General features: G+C 42.6%; 19 protein-coding genes and 1 pseudogene. 8 read left to right on the top strand and 12 right to left on the bottom strand.

The annotated features are described in order from the left end of the window. Positions 1 to 208: 208 nt before the first annotated feature. The 5 genes and pseudogenes from DW182_RS12150 to DW182_RS12125 all read left to right on the top strand — a co-directional run bounded on the left by DW182_RS12150 (position 209) and on the right by DW182_RS12125 (position 6,199). Positions 209 to 1,264: a DNA adenine methylase gene (locus DW182_RS12150; protein WP_044533257.1), complete on the top strand. Its 1,056-nt coding sequence runs from the start codon at positions 209 to 211 to the stop codon at positions 1,262 to 1,264. A gap of 12 nt (positions 1,265 to 1,276) precedes the next feature. Next, positions 1,277 to 2,362 (top strand): hypothetical protein, encoded by a 1,086-nt coding sequence (locus DW182_RS12145; protein ID WP_117707238.1) that lies wholly within the window; start codon positions 1,277 to 1,279, stop codon positions 2,360 to 2,362. A gap of 95 nt (positions 2,363 to 2,457) precedes the next feature. Then, complete coding sequence (locus DW182_RS12140) at positions 2,458 to 3,702, top strand: S41 family peptidase (RefSeq protein ID WP_118295689.1); 1,245 nt, start codon at positions 2,458 to 2,460, stop codon at positions 3,700 to 3,702. A gap of 586 nt (positions 3,703 to 4,288) precedes the next feature. Beyond that, on the top strand, positions 4,289 to 4,969 hold the full coding sequence (locus DW182_RS12130; protein WP_115503732.1) for an RNA polymerase sigma factor: 681 nt from the start codon (positions 4,289 to 4,291) through the stop codon (positions 4,967 to 4,969). Between the two features lie 712 nt (positions 4,970 to 5,681). After that, positions 5,682 to 6,199 (top strand): annotated as a pseudogene (locus DW182_RS12125) (DinB family protein). A 6-nt stretch (positions 6,200 to 6,205) separates the two neighbouring features. On the opposite strand, the gene DW182_RS12120 reads toward DW182_RS12125, so the two are convergent. From DW182_RS12120 to DW182_RS12090, 7 genes are all read right to left on the bottom strand, one after another. After that, on the bottom strand, positions 6,206 to 6,736 hold the full coding sequence (locus DW182_RS12120) for a GNAT family N-acetyltransferase (protein ID WP_115503730.1): 531 nt from the start codon (positions 6,734 to 6,736) through the stop codon (positions 6,206 to 6,208). A gap of 127 nt (positions 6,737 to 6,863) precedes the next feature. After that, complete coding sequence (locus DW182_RS12115; protein ID WP_118295745.1) at positions 6,864 to 8,504, bottom strand: tetratricopeptide repeat protein; 1,641 nt, start codon at positions 8,502 to 8,504, stop codon at positions 6,864 to 6,866. A 13-nt stretch (positions 8,505 to 8,517) separates the two neighbouring features. Continuing rightward, positions 8,518 to 9,444 (bottom strand): hypothetical protein, encoded by a 927-nt coding sequence (locus DW182_RS12110; RefSeq protein WP_118295688.1) that lies wholly within the window; start codon positions 9,442 to 9,444, stop codon positions 8,518 to 8,520. Then, positions 9,428 to 9,994 (bottom strand): hypothetical protein, encoded by a 567-nt coding sequence (locus DW182_RS12105; protein WP_007211368.1) that lies wholly within the window; start codon positions 9,992 to 9,994, stop codon positions 9,428 to 9,430. Before DW182_RS12105 ends, DW182_RS12110 begins: the two co-directional genes overlap by 17 nt. A 476-nt stretch (positions 9,995 to 10,470) precedes the next feature. Then, positions 10,471 to 11,172 carry a response regulator transcription factor gene (locus DW182_RS12100; protein ID WP_007661184.1) on the bottom strand — a complete coding sequence of 234 codons (702 nt, stop codon included), beginning with the start codon at positions 11,170 to 11,172 and terminating at the stop codon, positions 10,471 to 10,473. A 202-nt stretch (positions 11,173 to 11,374) separates the two neighbouring features. After that, positions 11,375 to 12,235, bottom strand: coding sequence for a hypothetical protein (locus tag DW182_RS12095; protein ID WP_115503728.1), 861 nt, complete (start codon positions 12,233 to 12,235; stop codon positions 11,375 to 11,377). Between the two features lie 104 nt (positions 12,236 to 12,339). Beyond that, the gene (locus DW182_RS12090; protein WP_118295687.1) at positions 12,340 to 14,598 is read right to left on the bottom strand and encodes a sensor histidine kinase KdpD; all 2,259 of its coding nucleotides are present in this window, start codon (positions 14,596 to 14,598) and stop codon (positions 12,340 to 12,342) included. 258 nt (positions 14,599 to 14,856) lie between these two features. Here DW182_RS12090 and DW182_RS12085 point away from each other — a divergent pair, with 258 nt between their 5' ends. Then, complete coding sequence (locus tag DW182_RS12085; RefSeq protein ID WP_007661179.1) at positions 14,857 to 15,408, top strand: DUF3836 domain-containing protein; 552 nt, start codon at positions 14,857 to 14,859, stop codon at positions 15,406 to 15,408. Between the two features lie 108 nt (positions 15,409 to 15,516). Here DW182_RS12085 and DW182_RS12080 read toward each other — a convergent pair whose 3' ends face one another. From DW182_RS12080 to DW182_RS12065, 4 genes are read right to left on the bottom strand one after another with little or no spacing between them, the layout of a single operon-like run. Then, entirely contained in the window at positions 15,517 to 16,599 is a 1,083-nt protein-coding gene (locus DW182_RS12080; protein ID WP_007661178.1) for a trypsin-like peptidase domain-containing protein, read from the bottom strand. Between the two features lie 21 nt (positions 16,600 to 16,620). Continuing rightward, complete coding sequence (locus DW182_RS12075) at positions 16,621 to 17,934, bottom strand: hypothetical protein (protein WP_118295686.1); 1,314 nt, start codon at positions 17,932 to 17,934, stop codon at positions 16,621 to 16,623. Positions 17,935 to 17,948: 14 nt separating this feature from the next. Then, positions 17,949 to 18,971 carry a DUF3137 domain-containing protein gene (locus tag DW182_RS12070; protein ID WP_118216263.1) on the bottom strand — a complete coding sequence of 341 codons (1,023 nt, stop codon included), beginning with the start codon at positions 18,969 to 18,971 and terminating at the stop codon, positions 17,949 to 17,951. Positions 18,972 to 18,981: 10 nt separating this feature from the next. After that, positions 18,982 to 19,554, bottom strand: coding sequence for a LemA family protein (locus DW182_RS12065; RefSeq protein ID WP_118295685.1), 573 nt, complete (start codon positions 19,552 to 19,554; stop codon positions 18,982 to 18,984). A 750-nt stretch (positions 19,555 to 20,304) separates the two neighbouring features. Here DW182_RS12065 and DW182_RS22305 point away from each other — a divergent pair. Both DW182_RS22305 and DW182_RS12060 read left to right on the top strand, forming a co-directional pair. Further along, complete coding sequence (locus tag DW182_RS22305; RefSeq protein WP_021967004.1) at positions 20,305 to 20,442, top strand: hypothetical protein; 138 nt, start codon at positions 20,305 to 20,307, stop codon at positions 20,440 to 20,442. Between the two features lie 12 nt (positions 20,443 to 20,454). Next, entirely contained in the window at positions 20,455 to 21,000 is a 546-nt protein-coding gene (locus DW182_RS12060) for a metalloprotease family protein (RefSeq protein ID WP_007661170.1), read from the top strand. Positions 21,001 to 21,002: 2 nt separating this feature from the next. Here DW182_RS12060 and DW182_RS12055 read toward each other — a convergent pair whose 3' ends face one another. Further along, entirely contained in the window at positions 21,003 to 23,228 is a 2,226-nt protein-coding gene (locus tag DW182_RS12055; RefSeq protein WP_118295684.1) for a sensor histidine kinase KdpD, read from the bottom strand. Position 23,229: the final 1 nt, after the last annotated feature.

Raw genomic sequence — 23,229 nt, 5'->3', positions numbered from 1 at the left:
ACAAATGCCAATAACATGTGTCCACACAAAAGCGAACAAAGAAATTTACTACAGTCTCAATGAAGGAATACTCGAAAACCTTACTACGGTCCCACAAATAGTCTTCCTCCTAAATTGAGAGAACTCATAGTTAATCAAAAAGAAATTCGAAGAATCATCATTTATGTTAGTAAAAAACGAGTAACTTTGCATAATAAAAGAATATATTATGCTTTTTGCAGAAACAAGATATTTGGATTATAAGTTCCCCGAACCTCAATATTTAGGAGCAAAATTTATTCATCGAGGATGGATTGCACAATTCATTCCTGAGGATGCTAATACGGTATTGGATGCATTCTCGGGTTCGCAATCTATTGCATATATGCTTAAACAATTGGGTAAAAAGGTTGTGACTAACGACTTTTTGAACTTCAATAATTTGATAGGAAAAGCACTAATTGAAAATCCGGGATATGTTCTCAATGAACGGGACATACACATTCTCTTTTCTGAAAACAGTGACCCGATAGAATTTAATCTGATAGAGAAGTTGTTTTCGGGTTTATTTTTTGTCCCGGAAGAGGCTGCTTTTGCTGATAGCTTTCGTAGTAATGTACACCGTTTAGACAATCCGTATAAACGTTCATTAGCTTTGGCTGTAATGTGCCGAAGCATAACCCGTAAGGTTACTATGGGGCATTTTGCTCATACGCAAGCCTTGGTATATGCTGCTGACCCCGCTCGGGTCAAACGCAACCGTAGTTTAATTCGTCCTCTGAAAGAACTGTTTATGGAACTACTTCCAGAATATAATGCTGCCGTTTTCGATAATAACAGAGAGAACGTCAGTTACAATGAAAACATTCTTGATTTGCTTCCCAAATTGAGCGAAATAGACTTAGCGTATTTCGATCCGCCATATTGCAACAGCCATGCCGATTATCAGTCATTTTATCATCTGTTGGAAACATACGTGGAATATTGGAAAGATAAGAAGTTTATCAATGGAACCAAGCGTTATGAACCGAAAAAATATAGCGGATTTGACAAGAACAGCGAGGCTCTGTCGAATCTTCGGCTGATGTTTGAACACGCCCGTCATATCCCCACTTGGCTTATAAGTTACAATGACCGGAGTTATCCTGATATTGATACCATGGTAGGTATGATTGAGCCTTATCGTAATGTAAGGATTGAAAGAAAGACGTATAGTGCCGGACGTGGAGGGAAAGGTAGCGTGGCAGGTAGTAGTGAAATACTTTTGGTATGTACAACAAAATAGATTCTATACGCTATGACAAATTTTGAAAAATGGGACAAGGAGTTCAGAGCCCAAAATCTATATGCTTTTAATCATGACATAAACGGATTGCTATGGCTCAAGGTACGTGCTGTATGTCGCAGCAAGCAGATTGAACAATTTATTGTTGAGAATAATATAACCCTTGCCGCTACCAAGATTGCAGAGCAGAATGTTGAGCTGTTTGGGAAACTTGAAGGTATGCCAAATGCAATGCAGTTACTTGACGACTACCTGAAAGTAAAAAGTCATAATTGGTATGACGCCATGGGCATTGACGAAGCCAAACTCAAAGCAGATTTGTATAAAGTGCAACATTATGCCTGGGGTGGCGATCAAAACAATTCGTTGGATAAACACTTCGTAAGTAGATATGTGAAAGTCATCAGCAATTATGATGATTTGGTAAGTAAACAAACAGAGATAGCCGACAATGCATGGCATTATGTGCAAACGAGCTGGTACAACAATTGGACTTCGTACCTTATAGAATCACTGTTTAAACGCCATGAAAAAGTGATCTCGGCCGTAGGAGAAATCAAAAGTGTAGACTTTTTTATAGACAATAATCCAATAGACTTGAAAGTCACATTCTTTCCCAATCAATATATGGATGAAAAGTTAAAAGATAAACTTGGAAAGAAAGAACTTACGTGGCTCAAACAAAAAGCAAAGGAAGTTGGTATCACAGTGGATAATACCTTATCCGAATCACAACAAATGTATACTCTTTCTGAAAAGTTATCAGAGATAGGACGCACTGACATTCTCGACGAATTGAAGACTAAACGAAAAGATGTTATAACTGATGCACAAGCAAATACAATGGAACTCATGACATGGTTATATGCCAATCAAGGAGAAATGCGATTTGGCGCAGAAAATAGATTGTTTGTAATTCTTGTTGATACGACAGATATGAGCCAATCGTGGAAAATGAAACGCGCCTTTTCATTAATTGAACCTAAAGTTAATGACTATCTGAATTACTTTAATGCAAACTCATTGAAAGAGGTTAATTTTACATTTAAAAAGGATCGTTATAAGAGTTTGGCAGATATAGTCTTTGTGGTGAAATAATTCCTTCCTGCACGGAAATGTCTTGTAGCTATGGTTGTTTTCAAGAGAATAACCATAAAGAAACAACCGATATGTACAACAAAATTCTATAGAGTATGAAACATTTAAAAATTGCATTTATCGTAATAGCCGTATGCGCCGTTGCCTGGTGCGGATTACGCATTTATGCCAAGCATTTTTACAACAAAGGACCTCAAGCGGAGTATTTCTATCTTTCGGAAATACCTGTGAAACCTTCGCAGTTTGAGGCTGATTTTGAGGAGATACACCAGATAGTAATGGAAAACTATTCACTATACCAAGCCAAACATCTGAATATGGATTCATTATACCAGACATACATTACCCGTGTCCGCCAGGCACAAACCACCACAGACTATGGATTGGCAGTACAAAAGTACATTTCCGCCTTACAGTGCAGTCATGCCATTTCCTGCTTCAGGACGTACACGGCGAGACAATTTCCGGTCCTCATACAAGATTCCTTATACATCAACAAGCCCAATGCCTATCTGACACAATACGGATTCAAGGATAAAGACTGCATCATAGCCATCAATGAAGTTCCTTATAAAGAGTGGATTAATCAGTACGAAAAATATGCCGAGGCATCTACTGACGCATGGAGGCATCTGAAATCAGCCCGTTACGCATTCACCAGCTATGCCGACACCCTCCGAGACTATACGTTACTGAGAAAGGGCGATACACTGACAATCTCTTTACCCTTGAAACGAAGAGACTACTTCTCTGATGAAAAAGAGGTAACCGTAGAAACCAGAGTTTTGCAAGACAGCATCGGCTATCTGGCCATCAACACCATGATGTCCCCCGTGCTGGAAGATTTCAAAGTAGCTTATCCTCAAATAAAAGACCTTCCCTATCTCATTATAGACATCCGCCAAAACGGAGGAGGCAACAGTGGCAACGGACGGGATATCTGCAAATATTTTATCCGGAAAGAGCAACCGCATTGCGTCAGCAGTCAACTAATGCAACCCGAAGCAGATGCTTATAAAGGAAAAATCTATCTGCTGACCAGTACTATCACCTGCTCTGCCGCCGAAAGCTTCACAATAGATATGAAAGAAAGCGGAAACGTAACGCTTGTCGGTGAAGCCACCGGAGGAGATACAGGAAATGGTCCTCGCACATTCAGAACAAAACATGGTACTTATTTGCGAATACCCACCCGTCAACCGGATTTGTCACCAAAAGGGTTTCCTATGGAAGGGATGGGAATTCCTCCCCATCATCAAGTATCTCAAACAATTTCCGATTTCATGAACGATGAAGACACCGCTTTGAAATATACCTGCAGACTTATAACAAAAGGATAAATATTTACGGACCAAATTACCGCACCTAAAGTCAGACATTACACTTTATTCCGAACATAAAGTTACAAAAACAGTACTTTTACTAACAGACACCTTTCTGAAAACACCCGAAACAGAATCCATTCGTACAATCTATAGAATATATATACACGCCTTTTGCATAAAGCAGGCAGTATATGCAATACCTATGCAAGGAACTATACTTCTTACACGAAGGAACTATATATCTGAGGCGCACAATCTATAGATGTAACGCACACAATCTATAGATCGTAAACGAACGGTCTATAGATCGTAAACAAACCATCTATAGATGGGAGACAAACCATCTGTATTCACTGCACAGACCATCTGTTTTTCTTTTATTAGAGTTGTACATATTTATGTATCACGCTATCAATCAACAAAATGTTGATTTTCGTTCGTTTCTTTCCGTTCTTCCTTACATCGGGACGGAAATATCGCATTCTCGTTATGCATAAAAAGCAAAGTGTCAAAACGAAAGTGATGCCCGCATTTACCGGCCTTGGCAGGATAAAACAAATTAGCTACATTTGCAAACTCAACATAGAACAATACTTAGAATATGCAACCTGACTTAAAGGAAATCGTAGAACAATATGGCGTCATGGTATCTTCCATAGCACACCGCATGATACAAAACAAGGAAATCGCTAAAGAAGCGGCTCAGGAAGTCTGGTACGAAATCATCAAAAGCATAGACTCCTTCAACGGGGAATCCGGGTTATCGACATGGATATATACAATATGCAAACGCACCATACTGCGGTATGCCCGGAACGAAAGAATAGCCACAATGAATGAGTTGAGAGAATTTCGCGAACTTCCCGCCATTGATTATAACGGGCAGGACCGGGACGAACAGGAATGGATAAAAGCATGCTGCGACTGGTGTCTGACAGCCCAGAACCATTGCCTGACGAACGATGCCCGGTTGATATTCATATTCAAGATAAACCTCAACCTGCCGTACAAGCAAATCAGTGAAATCATGGGCATGACGGAAGAGAGCGTCCGTCAGATTTCCTCCCGCTCCATCCGCAAGATTACCCACTTTATGAATGACACTTGTCCGCTATACAACCCGCAGGGAACCTGCAAATGCCGGATATGCAAGCAAGTCACCTCGCTCAATCTGGAGAAAGAATATACTGCCATCAAGAAGATTATTCGCCTCGTCGACGTTTGCCAACGGCTCGAAAAAGAACTTCCAAGAAAGAACTACTGGGAAAAAATTATTCTCTGAGCTGTCACAGAATGGAAAGCTTGCTCACTAACTACTATGTAACCTGTTGACGGAATTGGTTTATATCCGCTACAGTTATGAAGCAAATGATTCAGTAGTACTATCCGTCATCCTGAGCGTAGTCGAAGGATCTCTTCCCCTACTGTATAGCGCAGCCTTATGCCAAGAGAGTAGATTCTTCGACTACGCTCAGAATGACGGATAGTCCGCAAATCATTTTGTTCATAACCGCTCTGAAATGAACTAAAGATTGCTGATGGACTTTTTATTAATTTACTGATAATCAGCGAATAGCATTTACCAACTGTTTACTGTAAAATGTAAAAGCATTTACCGCCGTATGTAACGGCTTTTACCCCTTATTGTAACGACCTTTACCGCGGCATGTAACGGTCTTTACCTCAGCATGTAAATGGAGTTACCGTGTGGAGTGAACAAAGTTACCATTTGGGGTAAACTGAATTTTCATGAAAGGAAAACGACTGTGTACTTATAAAGGTGAAGTAAGATAACCCATAACTGGTATAGAAAGAAATGAAAGAGTGATAAGGCGGTAAGGTGATAGGGTGATAAAGTAGCTGCGCTATATATCACAGAGTGTTATACCGCTACCACCTTATCACCCTACCACATTATCACATTTTGTTCATATCCGCTACAGAAACGAATTAACTCCGCCAACGGTACTATGTATAACTTAAATAAACTAATTATGAGCAAGATTGATTTTTTAAAAGAACAGATTATTGAATCGCGGAATTTCGTGAATCGTTTAGTATCAGAAGTTCCTGAAAATCTGTGGTACACCATCCCCGAAGGCACTGACTCCAACTTCGCATGGCAAATCGGACATCTGATTATCAGTCAGAACTTTCATGCCATTACCTGCATCACCGGAAGGAATGAAACCGTCAGCAAACTTATTCCGGTAATTGATTACGTGAAGGTTTTCAATGGAATGGGTACATTGCATCGCTCCGCCGAAAAGAATTTAATTCCTGTAGCAGAGCTAAAAAACAACTGGATGCTGTTCATGAGATATGTATCAGCAGCCTGTCCCGCCTGGACGACCGTATTTTATCAGAAGATTTAGAGCCTATTCCCTTCAAACATCCGGTTGCCAATAATAAGTATGAAGCCCTTGCCTGGTGCTTCAAGCATGAGATGTGGCACAGTGCCGAGATGGAAGCGATAAAACGGGCATTGGGGCATCCTATCAAATGGATGTAAACATACTCAATCAACCAATGTCTCTTTCAATAATTCAAAATAGTGCGCATCACAAAATGCATCATTCTTATAAATGGATTTATGCATGATACCTATTTTGTTGAATCCGGCCTTTTCTAATACACGCATTGAAGGAAGATTATATTCGAATACAAAAGCAAACACTCTGATTATAGGAGTATGCGCAAAATAATAACGGATGGCTTCTTTCAATGCGTCAGTAACAATACCCTGCCCCCAATATGGTTCACCGATAAGATAGCCTACTTCAGCATTGAAGCGCTGCACATCACTTTCGGGCATGAAGCCGATATTGCCTACAGCTTTCCCATTCACTTCAATACAAAAATCATGAATACCTTCTTTCTTGCCGATAATTTCCAGTACAGCCTGTGCATTTTCTAACTTATAAGGATGCGGAAGGGCATCCCGGCAATTATCCCATACCTTTTTGTTATTGAGTTGAACCGCTAATGACTCGGCATCAGATGCCTCCCAGGTACGAAGGATATAATTTTCTTTTTGAGCAATAATCATAATTGTATTGTTTTATTTCATCATCTGCAAAGTAAGCATAATGCCCTTACAGTTCCTAAAGATTCTCGTAAAACCTCTGATAACTCAAGGATATTTTACAGACAAAAGCCAGAGAGCCTTTCAGCCTCTAAAAGTTATACAGCAGTTCTTCCAGTGTAATGCCACTATCCGCCCCCATCTTCTCCATACGGATACGTTTCAGGCGCTTCTTCACCGAATCCCTCTCCAGATGCATCACCTGCGCCATGCCCGACTGGGATAATTGCATTTTCACCATACAGCAATAGCGCAGATCATCTTTATTCAGACTCGGATAGGTCTGTTGCAGGCGTTTCGTGAAGTTATTGAAGATGATGTCGGCATTCTGCACAATATCATCCCAGTCTTCATCGGAGAGAATCACATTTCCGCCTCTTTCTATCTCCTGCACCACCTTCTGGCTGAGTCTCCTAAAGAAAGTTTCTTTCAACTTAGCTTCCTTCTGCTCCATCTCCACCATACGCCGGAGGTTTTCGGAAGTGATCTCACGTTGCTGCGCCAATTCTTTTTCCTTTTTTACAAGCTGATGCTGCTGCGCCATCAGGCGATTACGGTTACGGCGATAGATGAAATATACCGCACTTGCCACCCAAACCAGCAGCAAAGAGATTGTAGTCATCCAATACACATTACGCTGCCTTTCCGCAGCCCGGGTACGCCAATACAGGTTTTCTACCGAAAGCTGTTCGTGTTTGTAAAGCTCTTGCAATGCAATGGCTTCCTCAGTATAACGATACTTGCGTATGGTATCGGATAATTCAATGAAGCGTTGTAGCATAGGATAGGCATCTGAAGCACGGCCCATCTTATGATATATTTTCGCCATATTATTATAGGCATCGGCCACCGAAGAAGGATTTGGACTGGAGATAACTTTCTGAAAATAGTGATATGCCGAATCATATTGTCCCAGTTTCCCAAACAACTCCAACTTTACCCCATAGAGCGAAAGAATTCTCACAGTATCCTTAGCCGGACGAAGAGCTATTGATTTATTTATATAATCCAGTGCTTTGGCAGGCTCTCCTTGCTGGGAATAGATACTACCCAGATTTGTATAGATGAAAGGAAGCTGCTGAGGAACAGAATCGGCTAAAGCCGCCTCATAGGCCGCCTGAGCATAGTAAAGGGCGCTATCCAATTGATTCAGAAACAAATATCCGGTAGAAATATCGCACAAGGCCATATTCTTATAGAACATGTTTCCCAAATCCAAAGCCGCCTTCAAGGCTTCTTTGGAATAACGTACCTTGCCGGAATATTCTTCCTGATTCAGGCAGACAACTCCCAACCAGGTATTCACCCGGTAGAGCTGCTCATGATTACCACTATTTTGCAGAAAAAGTAGAGCTTTCAGAAAAGATTGCATGGCATCGCTCATCCGGTTAAGCCGTCTGTCCAGGTGTGCTTTGCAGTAAAGGGTCCGTTCGGCATAAAAAGAATCGCCCGATTGGCTGAAATATTTAATAGCCGGTAGCAACAGGGTATCTGTAGCTGCATTCAACTGTTGCTTCCTGTGAACAGCCTCGGACATCAGCAAGGCATAAAGTGCATAATCGCGTTTCGATAAGTTATGCAACGGTTCTTTAATCTCATTCATCACTACTATGGCACTGTCTGTCTCCTTTTCTGCCATCAGTTTCTCTGCCAAGGCCACGCGATTATCAGGTCCACAAGAAACCAACATACCGCCCCACAGGATTATTCCTATCAAACTCTTCAATCTCATCTTCAATATCGTGTTATTCATACGAATCCATCATCACTTCTCCAGTCTCTCCATGAATCAATATCACTCTGGCCATATCCGGCTGAATGGAATCGCGTATATCAATCTCCCATACCGGAATACCTTTTTGCCCGTCTATATACTGATTTACACTGACGTGGGTAGTATCTGATAAATTAATATTCCTCAGTTTGGCAAAGATATGAATATCCCTCCATCTATACTTAAAAGCTTTTTCACTTTTTTCGTGCAAACAAGAATCAGACGCCTGTGCCTGCTCATCTTCAGGAAAACGAACTTCTACTTTTTCCGATGCTTTTGTTGTGGTCACCGAATTGATCTTCCGTATTACTCCCCATCCCAGCCAACCGTCCTCCAACTCCATTTTGAGATAGATGCCTCGTTCACCGCTAAGCCGGTATGCAGAGTCAATGGGCAAGTAGATGCGAGTGTAACGGTCACCTTGTATAAATATCTCCCCGTAAGAAAATGTATTCAGTAACCATGCAGCAGAACGTGGATTGTGACTCTTACGCGTCCGGTCGTGGGGAGCGATATTGACAATTATATACTCACGGGTCTGTACCCCGGAAGTAAAACAACTGTTCAGCCAGAACAGAAAAACCACCAGTATATTGGTACACAACCCTACTACGGCAGCTCCACACATAAAAGCATAGACAAAGTTTCTCCAATGATACCATTTCCCTGTACTTCTCCTACGGGTATACGCCATCCAACTGCACATCGTTATCGCCATAAGCACAGCAACAATCTTCTGGTTCAGCCCTAAATAACCACCGGAAGAAAATGCGGTATGCATCAACATCTCTTCTTCCGTATGCCACACCCTGCAATGTAGAAGGAAAAGAAAGACGAAAACAGGCACTATGATTTTCCATAGCGCCACTTTTTTCTGCGTATCAATCGTTTTCCGCATCCTTGAGCATCTGCCTAATTACATCCGCATGATCGAGATAATCGTTTCCTGATAAGGTCAGGACATTGGTCAGACCGATAATATTGCTGTCAGAATCGTAAGAAGTCAGTAAGCAATACATCTCCTGCCCTAATTTATCCTCTTCCACATGAATCTGAACCGGTGCGCTGTATGCTCCGGGCAACTCTGCCAGATACTCAAAGTCTTTTCTGAGAAACGCTTCCAGGATTCTGTTTATATCGGTTTCATCGCGCTTGAACTTCTTCAAACCCACCTCTTTGATCTTACCCCCACTCTCACTATTATAATAATCGAAATTGCTCAAATACGCTGCAAGCAAGCATATTAACACAGCAATTACTCCGACCGTCCGAACCAACCAACCCGCTACAGGGATAAAACCAGGAAAAATAACAATAATAACAGCGACTACAGCCAGCCCATAATAAAGCATCGGCTTAACATTGTTCTTTCTTTTTTCAAATTTCACCGGATTTGCTGCATAGAATTCGCCCATATAGCTTGGGTAGAGTTTTGTTTGATTTTCCATAAATATTACTTTTTATAATGATTAATAATAGTTCCATCTTTCCTGGTTATCGTATGAAAACAAAAGTAAAAAGTAACCTGTAAATAATGAAACAATCGTGGGGGATAAATGAAGGGGACAACCCACAAACTAAACAACTGTTTTTCAAATAATAACTCGATAGAAAGGATAGACAAATAAGGGGACATTTGCATAAAGGGACTGATTCCATCAATAGCTTTTCATAAAGAACCAATGAAGGAGCAACATTACCTGCTACCAGACATATACTTTCTTGCTTGTCTCCATATTTTTATAATTACTACTATCTGATTCACTTTCCCGAACCGGATAACATCTTTTTCAGGAATCAGATATTTTCTCTGGTTCATCTGCAAGAAAAGCAACTTCCTTTATAACTTGTATTCCAAAAAAAAACGGGATGATGAAATTTATATCTCATTATCCCGATATTTACATTCTTAATTACTAATGTTTCATTCTTCCAGCATCAGCCCCACACCTTTCACCGTTTTAATGCTGACTGATGAATCTTCAGCTATCAACTTACGGAGTTTTGTGACGAATACATCCAGGCTGCGGGAAGCAAAATAATCATCTTCCGTATTCCAGAACTTATCAAGAATGGCTTCACGACGTACTACATCCCCTCTGTTCTCACAAAGCATTTGCAACAGTCCTGCTTCACGGGCGGTCAATGTCTTGTTTTCACCGGATGAATGTTTCAATATGGCGTGCGTAGCATCAAGCACATATTCCTTTCCAATCTTGTAACATTCGCTTTCGTCCTTACTCTTTTCACCTTTGGAGAGTTTCAACAAAGCATGAATATGGGCATCCAGTTCTTCGGGAATGAAAGGTTTCTTGATATAATTGTTGGCTCCCAACTCATAGCCTTTCAATACATTTTTGGGAGAAACCAAACCGGAAGAAAAGATTATAGGCGTCTCTTTATCCACCTCACGGATACGTTTCACCATCTCATAACCATCCATGATGGGCATTTCTATATCCGAAAGAATGACATCGGGACGATGCTCCCTCCACATTGCCAATCCTTCTTCACCATTGGCAGCTGCCAACACCTCATAGCCCTCTATGATATCTTCCAATCCGCTCTGAACGATGTAACGCAGGCTGGGATCGTCCTCAACTAACAATAACTTTATTGTATCCATGTCTTTGATATGAATTGTATTAACTTCCAGTTGTATGCCACAAAAGTAATAAATTATTCGTTAACCCGAAGATAACATTGCGATATCATTCATTCTTATGCTAATTATCGCAAGCATGCTCTTCACAATAGGATATGCACAACAGACTCGCACAACTGGCACATCTCAATGATCCGGTACATATCAAGAAAGATTTAGGAAATCATTTTATCGGAAATGAAAACTTTGGCGGTCTAATCGTAGGGCCTCCACCAAAGTCACCGCCGCCGCGTTTATCAAACACCACGTTGCGCAGAATCTCGTACATTATTCCGCCTACATCCAACCCCAGCTTAAACTTCTCGAAGCGATAATAGGGTATCACAACGGGAACCGTCTGCCAACCTCCACGCATGGCATCGTAATAGCGCTGGGCACCGACCTCCATACCAAAACGTTCGGACATATCAAGAGACATCGTAGCACCATAACTATTAGTGCTCATCCCGTAAGAATTACCGATATCATACGAACCGAAGACATTGAAGGCAACCCGGTCGGAAGCACGATAAGTCAGCCTACCCGCAGTACTGAAGGCTTGCCCGGTGATACGAGACATATTTATCTTCATGGCATTGGCACGAAGTTGCAATGATAGCCGATCATTAAAGATATGCTGATATCCTAACGAAGCATTATTGAAACGCCCGATGCCCGGAATACTGGTCTGGCCCCCGGAACCGAATACCGCTCCATGAGGAAATTGCCTTAATACGCCTCCCGTACTATAATCGCCCCGGAATAGCGGAGAAGGATTTATATGATAAGGTATACGGAGTTCCTCTTTCAAGGAGAAAGAAGGCAAATCACCTAACTGTATAGGATTTATCAAAGGATATACGTTTTTTTCGGGAAGAAGGTTGACGGATGGAAGCTGAAATGTAGCTTTCGGCTTTATCAACAGACTGTCAAGAGTGAAGCGTGCACCATCTTCTTGTGCAGAAAGCAACTGCAAACCAGAAATGAACAGAAAAAATAATCCCCAACGAATTGGGAGCCAAGATATGCCAACCCTGCGTGTCATAATCTACCTCCTTTGTTTTTTTACGGACTCTGTATACAAAAATAGCAAAACCCTATCTGAATAACAAATAGTTGGGCACATTTCATCTTTACCAGCAGGCTTTTTTAACGCAAGGGGAATTGTAGCGTAAATTCACTGTAACTTCCTTCCACACTTTCTACCTTCACCATACCACCGTGGGCACTCACCACCTGCAACACATAATTCAATCCCAACCCGAAACCTGATGCACCCGTCTTACGACTACCGGAAGCAATCCTCTCGAACTTATTGAATATCTTATGCTGTTCGCTCAAAGGAATACCAATACCGTTATCATGCACTCTAACAATGGTTTCATCCTCTGTCTTTTTACCTGAAAGAATAATCAGAACCTCTTCATTAGAGTACTTGACAGCATTGTCCACCAGATTGGAAAGTATCTCACGCAGACAGAAAGCATCCGCATAAACACTACATCCTTCTTCACAATCGATATCAAAATGAACCGTCTTCACCGCTTTCAACTGATACTTTTCCGCTATATCCCGCAGCAACGGTCTTAGGGCAATTTCTTCTTTATGTAGTTCCAGTTCTCCACGGTCTATCTCTGTCAGCATTACTACACGATTGGAAAGTGTCAGCAGATGTTCGCACTCATCTCCCATCACTTGCCTGTAGCGGACCAGCTTCTCCGGCTTATCCGCCAACTTACCACCTGCCAGGATATGCGCTCCCATCATAACAGACTGCAACGGTGACTTCATATCATGTATCATGGAGTAAGTAAAGTCCTTCTGAAACTGTTCCAACCGACGCTGTACCCGCAACATACGTATCTGAAAGAAAACACAGAGAGATACGAAAAGGAAAGCAATAAGCAGCGGCACCTGCATATACCAAGTGGCACTCATTATAGTACGTTGTGGTGAACGAACCACAGCAAAGATGCAGCTCGTACTATCCTTATCCAACGGAAACAACCGGGTAGTGATATCCCCGAAGTCAACAGCCGGACTACCTGTATAAAGTATCAACTCCCGGGACGGATATCTGATCCAATGGATATCCGCCCTATCCGGAAAACCTGTTTCCAAAAGCTGTTTTCTGAACACACTGTCGGCAAACTGCAAGGAAAACGGAATAGGCACACGGCTACGCAGACTGATCGTATCCTGTATATCATAAGCCATCTTCATACGGAAGCCTTCATCAAACTTATTGTAAAGATGCCGAATGGTAAGCAACTGTATCCGGTAGCGATAACCTTTCTCCAGATATACCTTATAAAGCTCGTCCATCATACGCAGCGGATAAGGGAGAAATTCTCCCGGCGAGCTATCCCAATTAAAATCAGGGTTAGCCTTAGTGAAAAGCGGATATCTATGTAAGTCTGCCTCCCGGTAGAAAGCCTCTTCCAATTGCTCCTCCGCCTGATACCGTATCTTTTGAGAGGTCGTGTAATACAAATATCCCGACCAGACAGCCAGCAACAGGAATACTCCCGCCAAGCTGACCATAGAAATTGCTTTAAGAGAAATAGGCCTGCCCGTACTTCTTTGCCGGATTTCTGCTTTGGCATGTGTCAGAGTAGCATTGGTTCTCTCAAAGAGTACGTTGCTTTGTGCCTCTATCTCTTGCCAGTTTTCTGTGGTTATCAAGTTCTTCATCCGGCTGACGGGATGTTTCATTTCTTCGGCCAACGTATAGAAGTCCTGTTGTTGTTTCTGCAAGTCATGCCGTTGGCGGAATACCGACTTCATCTGTACAATCAAGGCATAGACAGCCGTACCCAGCAATAGCCATGTAATGAATGACAGTAACAGAAGTCTCTTCTCCATCTCCTTGGCAGGGAAAGAAAGAATGGCACGGACAGCCTCCCCACGGGATTTAAAGGTGAAAGCTGTTTCGGAAGTAACAGCGGCAAAGTTACGGTTACTTACCTGAGGATTGGTAGTTGCCAGCACCTCATTTGTATTTACATTAATGCGCTCCACGGTCAGCGTCCCATCCATGTCTAACTTCCGCAACTTATTGTGCAACACGCTATCTATGGTGGCCAACGGAATTTCTTTTATTCCATACACCCGTTGCAAAGCCTGTGCCGCCTGTTGGGAAGTGCGCTTATTCCTTTCATCCCCATCTATCCGCTTGTATTTAGGATTGGGTGCATACGCTATGATAGCTATTGAATTATCAGGATAAGGAAGGTTGTTCACCAGATTATCCACTGTCTCCGTGAAAGACATCCAGAAGCACTTGTTCAGTGATTTCTCCGCTTCCTGCATCTGTGCATGAAAAGCATAAAGCATTCCGCCCAACTGTATCAACACAACAGCAATCAGACTCACCAGTGAAAGAGAGATGACAGTACGTAATTTCATCTTATCCGTTTATATTCGCCTGCAAAAATAGCAAATAACTATGGATCACGAAGTAATGCACTACTTTTTATATCGGACGAGAATGCGTTCTTTCCAGCCAATGGCAAGGCATGAGGAAAAGAAACGAACGGAAATCAGCATCTTACTGATTAAAAGAGGAATACAAAAATACATACAACTCTAAAAAAACAAGAGAGTTCTCCAGAGTCGTAAAAGTGTCGTTAACCTAATGATAACATTACGATAACATTCATCCTCATGCCCCTGCCCTATCTTTGCAACATCAAAAGTAACGAAATGTATAACTTAAAAAATAAAATCATTATGAAAGCTTTAGTATTATCAGTAGTATTCGCATTGACATCAGTAGTAAACGCAGTAAGTGGTAACAATGTAAAAGACTTCGCCTACAACAGTGAGAAACAGGAAAACGGGGTAGAAACCCAGACAGTCTATAAAATAAAAGAAGGCAAGTACCTGGAACGCCACCTGCAATACAACTACACACATGATGAAAAAGGACGTGTATCAGCAAAGGAAATCCTGAAATGGAACCAGGACAACAGCCGCTTCGAAAAACAGTATTGCCTCAACTTCAGCTACACCGATAATGAAGTAGGCGTGGAATATGTAGCATGGAACAGCAAAGACGGTGACTACACGAATGTGAAATCCAAAGCCGTTTATCAGATGAACGAGAATGGCATGAACTACATGGCTTACAACTGGAATGAGAAAAACAACTCCTGGAATCTGGTAACAGAACACAATGCAACAAATTGGAACAACGCTTTGCTGGCAAACAGATAATTACTCTAACAAGAATTCTCTCTTACAGTTTCCAATGAAAAAACGCGGCTGCCAAAAGATAATCGATAATCTTTATAGGCAGCCGCGTTTTGCAATTATTACTTAAAGTCAGTCTTCGTGTTTAGAATATTCAGAGAATTCGCAACCAAACTCTTCTACCATCATATTATCCATCTCATCGGCTTTCAATGCCAGATTCACCAGATTAGTCAGGATTTCATCTTCCGATGCATCCGTAATGTCAGACAGATGTACACGATATGCTATGTAGATCTGGCGTCCTTCAATACCCAGTTTGTAAGGACTGAAATCTTCACCCAGGATATAATCGAGCACCCTTTCCACCTCTTTCTTTGGTAACAGATTGATAGGAGAAACAGCAAACAGATAAGTATTTTCATAAACAAAGATACGCACTTCGGAACTGCCTTTATGGAATGTCCAGGAGTCATAACCGTCACGCGCAAGGATCGGATTAACTCCCATCTCACGGATGGCACGTTCGCAGAAGGTACTCAATGAAGACGGTTCACGTTCTTCAAAGATACCCTCGGGCAGCTTTTCACCGCATGAAGGGCAGAATTCTTCCTCTTCCGATATCAGCTCGTCACAACTGTCGCACTGCACCTGAAAAGCTGTACGGTCCACAGCCTCCACAAATTCAAGCAGCTTCCGTAATGCTTCCACACGGATGCCGAAACCCATATTGTCGGCATTACTCAGCTTACTCACCGTTACACCTACCACTTCGTTCTTTTCATTGAAGATAGGACCGCCGGAGTTACCGGGATTCACTGCCGCATCAGTCTGTATATAGTACTTTCCATCCACCAGCTGTTTGGGCGAAGACACAGAGCCTTCGGTCACCGTAAAAGGCATGCCATAAGGATAACCGGCCACACAAACCTTTCCACCGATGGACAAGGAATTATCTCCTGCCAGATTCAGGGAAGGCAGAGCCGAGAAATCACCGTCTACGGACAGCAGGGCTATGTCCAATGAAGGGTTCACCAGTACCACCTTAGCCAGATAAGGATTCCGGTCATTATCATGTACCGCCACTGCATGAAAGCCTTTCACCACATGGTAGTTCGTCACAAAAAGATCATAGTCTTTCAGATAGAAACAGCTGCCTGATCCACCTGCATGGGTTACTTTGAAAACCAACTGATATATATTGTTCTGTTCCATTGATTCATTGTTTTTAATCTGTTATTGTTGTCCGCCAAGTGCCTGTTGCATCATCTTCTGTTGAAGTTCCTGCGCCAGACGCATATACTCGGCCATATCTCCCCTCATCATGGCAGCCTGCATATCGGCCTGCGCCTTCATGATTTCCTCTTGCAGAGATGCTGCCATACCCTGCATTTGTTCGATGGCTTCTGCCGATATCTCTTCCAGGTCATCTTCATCCGGTTCCAGGTCACCTTCCATTATTTTATCCATCGCATTGTAAAGGATTTCAGATGCATCCTCCATCGACTTGCCGCTTGCTTTCTCAAGCGCATGCGAAAGAATTACGTTAATGTCATCCTGCACATCATTATAGAAGTAAGCTTCATAGAAAATATAGAGCAGACGTACCGTACTCCGCTCATAATTTTCCGTCTGAATGGCTTCAGTAGCTTCTTTATAGACACTCATAAAGTTCTCCTGCATATTCTTCAGAGACGAACGGCGCTTGGTAGACACCAATGTATCTACGAAATAAAGATCAGCCGCCAGTTCCTCCTTAGGCATGGCGAGCAATTTCTCAAGGAAAGCCTTTCCTTTCGCTACCACCTCGGCAGTAGGCAGTTCGGCATCCATATCGTCCACCGCTTTATCAAGATCATTCAATAACTGGCCTTGCGGACGGGCAAAGTAGGAAATCTGATAGAAAGTTGTATCGAGCACATTCCAGGAGTAGCCATATTTCCGGTCGGCATCATACTCTTTCACAGCTTCCAGTGTTTCGCGGCCCAAGATTTGCAAACCTTCATAAATGCGGTCTATCTCTTGCTGCGGATAAGAGGTGACCTGCGGCTCATAGCACCGTGTAGCACCGAACTTCGTACAGAACTCGTCATCATATTTATCACCGATGTGGCAGATATTCTGTAACACGAAGTACATCTTATGGGGATGGCTCTGCGAGAGAGAACACGTGTACTCCATTCTCAACTTATCGTTGTCCTTCACAAAGCGAGGCAACAGCAGCTTGTTCAGATTCAGGTCTGCAATCTGTCGAAGCATGGCTACACGCCCTTTCTCGGGCAAGTTCAGGAAGTCGGCACTGATACGGTAAAATCCGTCTTTTACAGAAATATGCACCAGGATAGAACCGTGGGGAATATGAAATTCAGTACCATCCGCATTGCCATACTTCGTCCGGAAGTCCGCATTCAGGTAATCCAGCAAACTGTGGAAAGCTTGCAGGTACTCGCCTTGGTTATACAAGTCCACGCTCTTTTCGTAAGCCTCCGTATGAATGGAACTTTGCGTGGAGTCCACTACGGGAGGAATAAATGTAAGTGTTTGTTTCATGTTATAATATGGTTTTAAAGAATATCTGTCACCTGACAGGCAAGGTTTATATCATTGTATATCTCTTCAAGCAGATGTTCATTGTCCAGTGCCCGCTTGCGAAGGCAGAGGAAACCGTCGGGCATCACTCCCGCATAATAAAAAGTACCTTTGTTGAAAGAGAGCATCATATCGTGCCCGAATGTTTCGCGCAGACGGGTAATCCGGCGCATGACCGCCGGTGTCAGTATCATACGGGCGGTTACTTCATCATCGGCATAAACCACAAAATACTTCTCGAAATCCGGGTCTTCCAGATGAACGAAACGGGCATTATAGCGTTTCTTCAAGCCCTGGATATTCTTTGCCAGATAGCCGGCCTTCTGTTCCAGATGGTCGGGCAGGATAATCGTGCTGCCCTTAAAACTACGCTCCAGACGGCACCAGCCAAACATCCCGCGGAAGTTATGCGCACTACTTTCGTACCTGGAGGCGAACAGCGGACGGAGCACATAGCGGTAAAGCATCACCAAATAGCCTGTTACAGAATTCAGTTCCAACTTATTCATCAGTCCATAGGAAACCCCTATATCGGCTATATAAAGGGTACGATCTCCCCGCGGCACTTCCAGATAAGCATAGGTGGTAGCCGCCAGTGCCGGATCGGAGAAAGAAGAGTTAAAGAGCCTGCTACCGGATAATATACGCTGGTCCAGTTGCGAAGAGAAGGAGAAAAGAACGGATGGAAACATAGCAGACATAATGCTGCGCATGATATCATTTTCCTGCCCTTGGAATTTCATAAGAGAGCGGCTGAATGCGAAGTTCAGCACAATAAATCCCATAAAGACCGGGAAAATGTATTGCGTAACCACACTGTAGTTCTCTAAGCCGATATATCCAACAAGATAGCCCCCAAACAGGACGAACATCATCCAGCAAAACACAAAGAGATAGACTATGATGCTCAGAATACGAACAATCTTCTGCCAGAAATATACACGGGAAAGTTCGGTACGAAGCCTTTCGGAAAGGCTTCTGAAGTCAATTGATTCCATATTACATCTACTACTTTAAAAGTGCACTGACATCCACATTCCGCTGTTCCTGCTCGGGAATATCAATCAGTTCTTCCTGATGATGATTCTGCCGGCCGGCCACGATGGAAGAGGGAAACATCTCAATGGAGTTATTATAGTCGGTGACCGCAGCATTATAGGTGCGGCGTATGGCTTGCAGTTGCAATTCCATATCTTCAATGCTCCTTTGCAGTCGGGTGAACTGCTCGCTTGCCTTCAGTTCCGGGTAATCTTCTACGGATAATTGAAGTTTGGAGATTAAAGAAGAAAGCTCATTACCGGTTCTTATCTGTTCACTCTCCTGTGAAGGCTGAAAAGTTCGTGAACGAAGTTCTGCGATACGGGTCAGCGTCTCATTCTCATGCCCCATATAGGACTTTACGGCAGCTACCAAATTCGGTATCATATCGTTCCGCTGCTTCAATGCCACACAAATGCCGCTACGGCATTGCTTTACCCGATTCCGTTTTGCAATCAGATTATTGGCAGTCCAGATATACCAAAGTGCCAATAAGATGATAAGGGCTATTCCGATATAAAGAAGTATTCCCTGGTTTTCCATAATTTTACTTTCTGATATAGATTAATAATAGTTATATCGTATCTACTTACGAGAACGGAACAAAAATAAGAAGATAGACATAAAACAGGAAAGAAACAGGGGGGACAAATAGAAAGTAACATTTTCACTATAAACCTATGTTTTTCAACTGATTATTATCATCAGGCAGAGAAGAGGCAAGGGGATATTTTCAATGATAAGGGAAATGGCCCGATAGAATAACAGGCAAAACAGGGATAATGATCTAATTCATGCTTGATAAAAAATGAATTAAATGCAATAGCTAGCTCCGTTCTTAGGCATTCCTATACTTTTTCCCTTCCAACGGTTAGCCTTTTCCATCCGAACGTTTATTCTTTCCACCGTGGAGTTTCTTTCTTTCCACCATGGTGGAAAGAAACTTTCCCCGTGATGGAAAGCAACTTTCTCCATGGTGGAAAGAATAAGTACCTACTACAATTTTACTTAACCGTCGCAACAAAAAGAGATAAAAGTGGCAATGCGGCGGCTTAACCTTTGAAACTTATATTATTCATGCGAATCAGGAGGGGAAAGTATGTTCATATCCCGTCAGAAAGGATTTATTCAGCCAGCAAGTTTTATTAGCTCTTTATACCTTACTAAACTTGCATGCCGACTTATAATCGTTAACCTAAAGATAACATTGCGATAACATTCCTTCTCTGCTCACCGCCTTACCTTTGCAACACCGAAATAAACCCAATGTATCACTTAAATAATAAACAAATCATGAAGAAATTTCAGAAAATAGGAATCGTACAGGCAAAAGGCATTGCAATCGTTTTGGCAGTTCACGTATCAATGGTTGTAGTCAATCCTATATATACAGGACTGAAACACGCTATTGGAAATATATTCTTCAATTAATAAAAAGAACAGATGATGAAAGCGGATATCTCAATTGTACAAAGCAAGAAAGGAACCGAAATCATGGTTTCGGGAAATAAGATCAATAAGTATGGAATGCTGGCTGCAATCCTTTTTACAGTACCCATACTGCTCTTATTCCGATGGATACATGGAGAAAATATGGCTCATGTATCATTGCTGATATTCTGGTTGTGCGCTCTGGCAGGTTTTGGAGTAAATCTATTGCTTCATGCACTTTTCTTCGGAATCTTTTCGTCCAAAGGTTTCCGGTCTATCTCTTTCGTAAAGCATAAGGGAGGCATACGCTTCTGCCACTGCAACGAACCCATCAGAATGTGGCAATATCGCACAACTTGCTTCTTACCTATTCTGTTGTTAGGCATCCTTCCGCTTTTGTACGGCATGGCAACAGGGAGCTATTATTTCACATTATTCGGAACATTCTTACTTATCGGTAGCATAGACGACATCTGCATCCTCTGGAAACTGCGTTCATTCGGCAAAGATGCATTTATCAACGACTGTTCACAGGAGTTGCGTTTCCATATATGGTAATGTCAGGATCGTACCGGAAAATAAAGAGTAAACTCACTGAAACGGCCTTCTTCACTCTCCACTTCTACCCTGCCCTCATGTGCCAGCATCACTTGCTGCACATAGTTCAAACCTAAGCCAAAGCCTGTGGCTCCCCCTTTACTACTGCGTGCTGCCGCCGCAGAGCGTTCAAAGCGATTGAAGATACGCGACTGGTCTTTCAAGGAGATACCCAACCCGTTATCGCATACTTTAATTTTGCAGACTCCCCTCTCCGACTCACAGATTATATCTATTTTCACCTCTTCACAAGAATACTTGATCGCATTGTCCAATAAGTTTCCCAGCACTTCACGCAGGCAGAAAGCATCCGCATAGACCGTCTCACAGCGATGATAAACCGTATTGAATTCCACCCTCTTACCGGCTTTCAGAGAAATCTTCGCAACCAGATCATCGAGCAAGGGGCGCAGGGCGACTTCTTCCTTATGCAACTCCAAATGCCCTTCGTCCAATTGTGTCAGCATCAATACCCTGTTCGATAAAGCCAGTAGATGCTCGCTTTCTTCCGTCATCACCCGTCGGTATTTCTCTTCTTTTTCAGGCTTATCCGCCAGTTTCCCCCCTGCCAGCACATGTGCCGCCATCAGTATGGAGTTCAACGGAGACTTCATATCATGAATCATAGCGTAAGTAAAGTCTTTCTGAAACTGCTCCAGGCGATGTTGCATCCGAAGCACTTTCACCTGACCGAAGATACAATCGAGCATCACCAGGAATGTAATCCATAGGGGCAACAAAAGATACCAGATAGAAGTCGCCACATAACGATAAGGGTTCTTCACAACTCCCTGCACGCAAAGCGTACTATCTTCTTTCAAAGGAATAAACTGAGAAGTATAATCACCATACTTCCTGGAAGCGTATCCAACCTCTGTAACCGTACTGTCCGAAGAACGGAGAAACTGGCGAATACCACTACGCGACTTCATGCCCAACCGGCTCAAATGCCCGGCAAATACCGAATCCAGGAAGAAAGAAGACATAGGTATCTCTACACTGTCCTGATTGATTCTCTGCTGCACGATCAAGGCTGACCGAAGGCGATAGTTTTGGTCAATCGTGTTATAGGTATGTACTACAAACAAACGGTTTATCACATACTCCGATTCCTTTCCCCTCAGAAACTTCTGTTGCTCTTTAGCGAAAGGAGTCTCTTCTAAAATGCTCACATCTTTGTATGCCCCTACTTTTGTGACATGTGAAAGGAAATGTCGATAACGATTATACATCACCTCATCATAGAAAGCTGCTTCAAAACAATCATTCACCTGATAAGCAGTCTCACGGGCAGCTGTACGGTACAAATAGGCAAACCAAGCTACCATCAACAAACAGCTTGCCAACAGACTGACTATGAAGAATACCTTAAATGAATGTTGTTTACGGGCCTGACGTTTCCGTTCCTCTTCTTTAGCCATGGAAAGTGTTTGCTCCGTCATATCCAGAATCTGCCTGCTCGATGTTTCTATGGCCTCCCACTGTTGTTCGGGAATCCGCCGGCGCACCTTACCTATCGGCAATCTCATTTTCTCCGCCAGAGCATAGAAAGCAGAGCGCTGTTCTTCAATCCCCCGGCGCCGGCTGATGATATACTTCATCTGCTGTGCCCAACTGTAAATGAGGAAAGCAGTCAATAATAAAGTAGGAAGGAACAGGAAAAACACATCCTTTACAAGTGGAAGGAAAGGAGAAATGATGGTAGCTTCTATCGCTTTATCCTTACCTTCATTCAGCCATGCTTGTTCTGAAATAACCGTTTTGAAACGTCTGTAAGCGGAATATTTACTGTGATCTTCTACCGAATCAATCCATACGGTCCTATCGATGTTCTTCCATTTCAGCTTCTTTTCCAACACCTTCTCCATCTCATCCAAAGGTATCTCCACATGATAAGCATCTTCCAGGAAAGAAGCCACTTGCTGATATCCCAGAAATACCAGTTCATCATAAGACATCTTTTCATCTCTGCGGATGTACGAATAACAAGGTATGGTATTGTCAGGAAAAGGCAGGTTATTCACCTGGTTATCCACCGTTTCTATAAAAGCCTGCCGGAAACATTCGTTCAGTGTACGCTTCGCCTCATTTTTATAGCTGTCATAAGCATATATCATGCCTCCCAATTGTATCACCACAACGAGAAACAATCCTATGATGGAGAGGATATAGAGTGAGCGAAGCTTCATC

The organism is Bacteroides sp. AM16-24 (genome assembly GCF_003471885.1).
GTDB lineage: Bacteria > Bacteroidota > Bacteroidia > Bacteroidales > Bacteroidaceae > Bacteroides.
This window is presented reverse-complemented; position numbering and strand designations above follow the sequence as displayed.

What these genes read in the sequence shown, in the direction of transcription:
- DW182_RS12150 (WP_044533257.1), top strand. Translation starts at nt 209, where the DNA reads ATGCTTTTTGCAGAAACAAGATATTTGGATTATAAGTTCCCCGAACCT.
- DW182_RS12145 (WP_117707238.1), top strand. Translation starts at nt 1,277, where the DNA reads ATGACAAATTTTGAAAAATGGGACAAGGAGTTCAGAGCCCAAAATCTA.
- DW182_RS12140 (WP_118295689.1), top strand. Translation starts at nt 2,458, where the DNA reads ATGAAACATTTAAAAATTGCATTTATCGTAATAGCCGTATGCGCCGTT.
- DW182_RS12130 (WP_115503732.1), top strand. Translation starts at nt 4,289, where the DNA reads ATGCAACCTGACTTAAAGGAAATCGTAGAACAATATGGCGTCATGGTA.
- DW182_RS12120 (WP_115503730.1), bottom strand. Translation starts at nt 6,736, where the DNA reads ATGATTATTGCTCAAAAAGAAAATTATATCCTTCGTACCTGGGAGGCA.
- DW182_RS12115 (WP_118295745.1), bottom strand. Translation starts at nt 8,504, where the DNA reads ATGAGATTGAAGAGTTTGATAGGAATAATCCTGTGGGGCGGTATGTTG.
- DW182_RS12110 (WP_118295688.1), bottom strand. Translation starts at nt 9,444, where the DNA reads ATGCGGAAAACGATTGATACGCAGAAAAAAGTGGCGCTATGGAAAATC.
- DW182_RS12105 (WP_007211368.1), bottom strand. Translation starts at nt 9,994, where the DNA reads ATGGAAAATCAAACAAAACTCTACCCAAGCTATATGGGCGAATTCTAT.
- DW182_RS12100 (WP_007661184.1), bottom strand. Translation starts at nt 11,172, where the DNA reads ATGGATACAATAAAGTTATTGTTAGTTGAGGACGATCCCAGCCTGCGT.
- DW182_RS12095 (WP_115503728.1), bottom strand. Translation starts at nt 12,235, where the DNA reads ATGACACGCAGGGTTGGCATATCTTGGCTCCCAATTCGTTGGGGATTA.
- DW182_RS12090 (WP_118295687.1), bottom strand. Translation starts at nt 14,598, where the DNA reads ATGAAATTACGTACTGTCATCTCTCTTTCACTGGTGAGTCTGATTGCT.
- DW182_RS12085 (WP_007661179.1), top strand. Translation starts at nt 14,857, where the DNA reads ATGCCCCTGCCCTATCTTTGCAACATCAAAAGTAACGAAATGTATAAC.
- DW182_RS12080 (WP_007661178.1), bottom strand. Translation starts at nt 16,599, where the DNA reads ATGGAACAGAACAATATATATCAGTTGGTTTTCAAAGTAACCCATGCA.
- DW182_RS12075 (WP_118295686.1), bottom strand. Translation starts at nt 17,934, where the DNA reads ATGAAACAAACACTTACATTTATTCCTCCCGTAGTGGACTCCACGCAA.
- DW182_RS12070 (WP_118216263.1), bottom strand. Translation starts at nt 18,971, where the DNA reads ATGGAATCAATTGACTTCAGAAGCCTTTCCGAAAGGCTTCGTACCGAA.
- DW182_RS12065 (WP_118295685.1), bottom strand. Translation starts at nt 19,554, where the DNA reads ATGGAAAACCAGGGAATACTTCTTTATATCGGAATAGCCCTTATCATC.
- DW182_RS22305 (WP_021967004.1), top strand. Translation starts at nt 20,305, where the DNA reads ATGAAGAAATTTCAGAAAATAGGAATCGTACAGGCAAAAGGCATTGCA.
- DW182_RS12060 (WP_007661170.1), top strand. Translation starts at nt 20,455, where the DNA reads ATGATGAAAGCGGATATCTCAATTGTACAAAGCAAGAAAGGAACCGAA.
- DW182_RS12055 (WP_118295684.1), bottom strand. Translation starts at nt 23,228, where the DNA reads ATGAAGCTTCGCTCACTCTATATCCTCTCCATCATAGGATTGTTTCTC.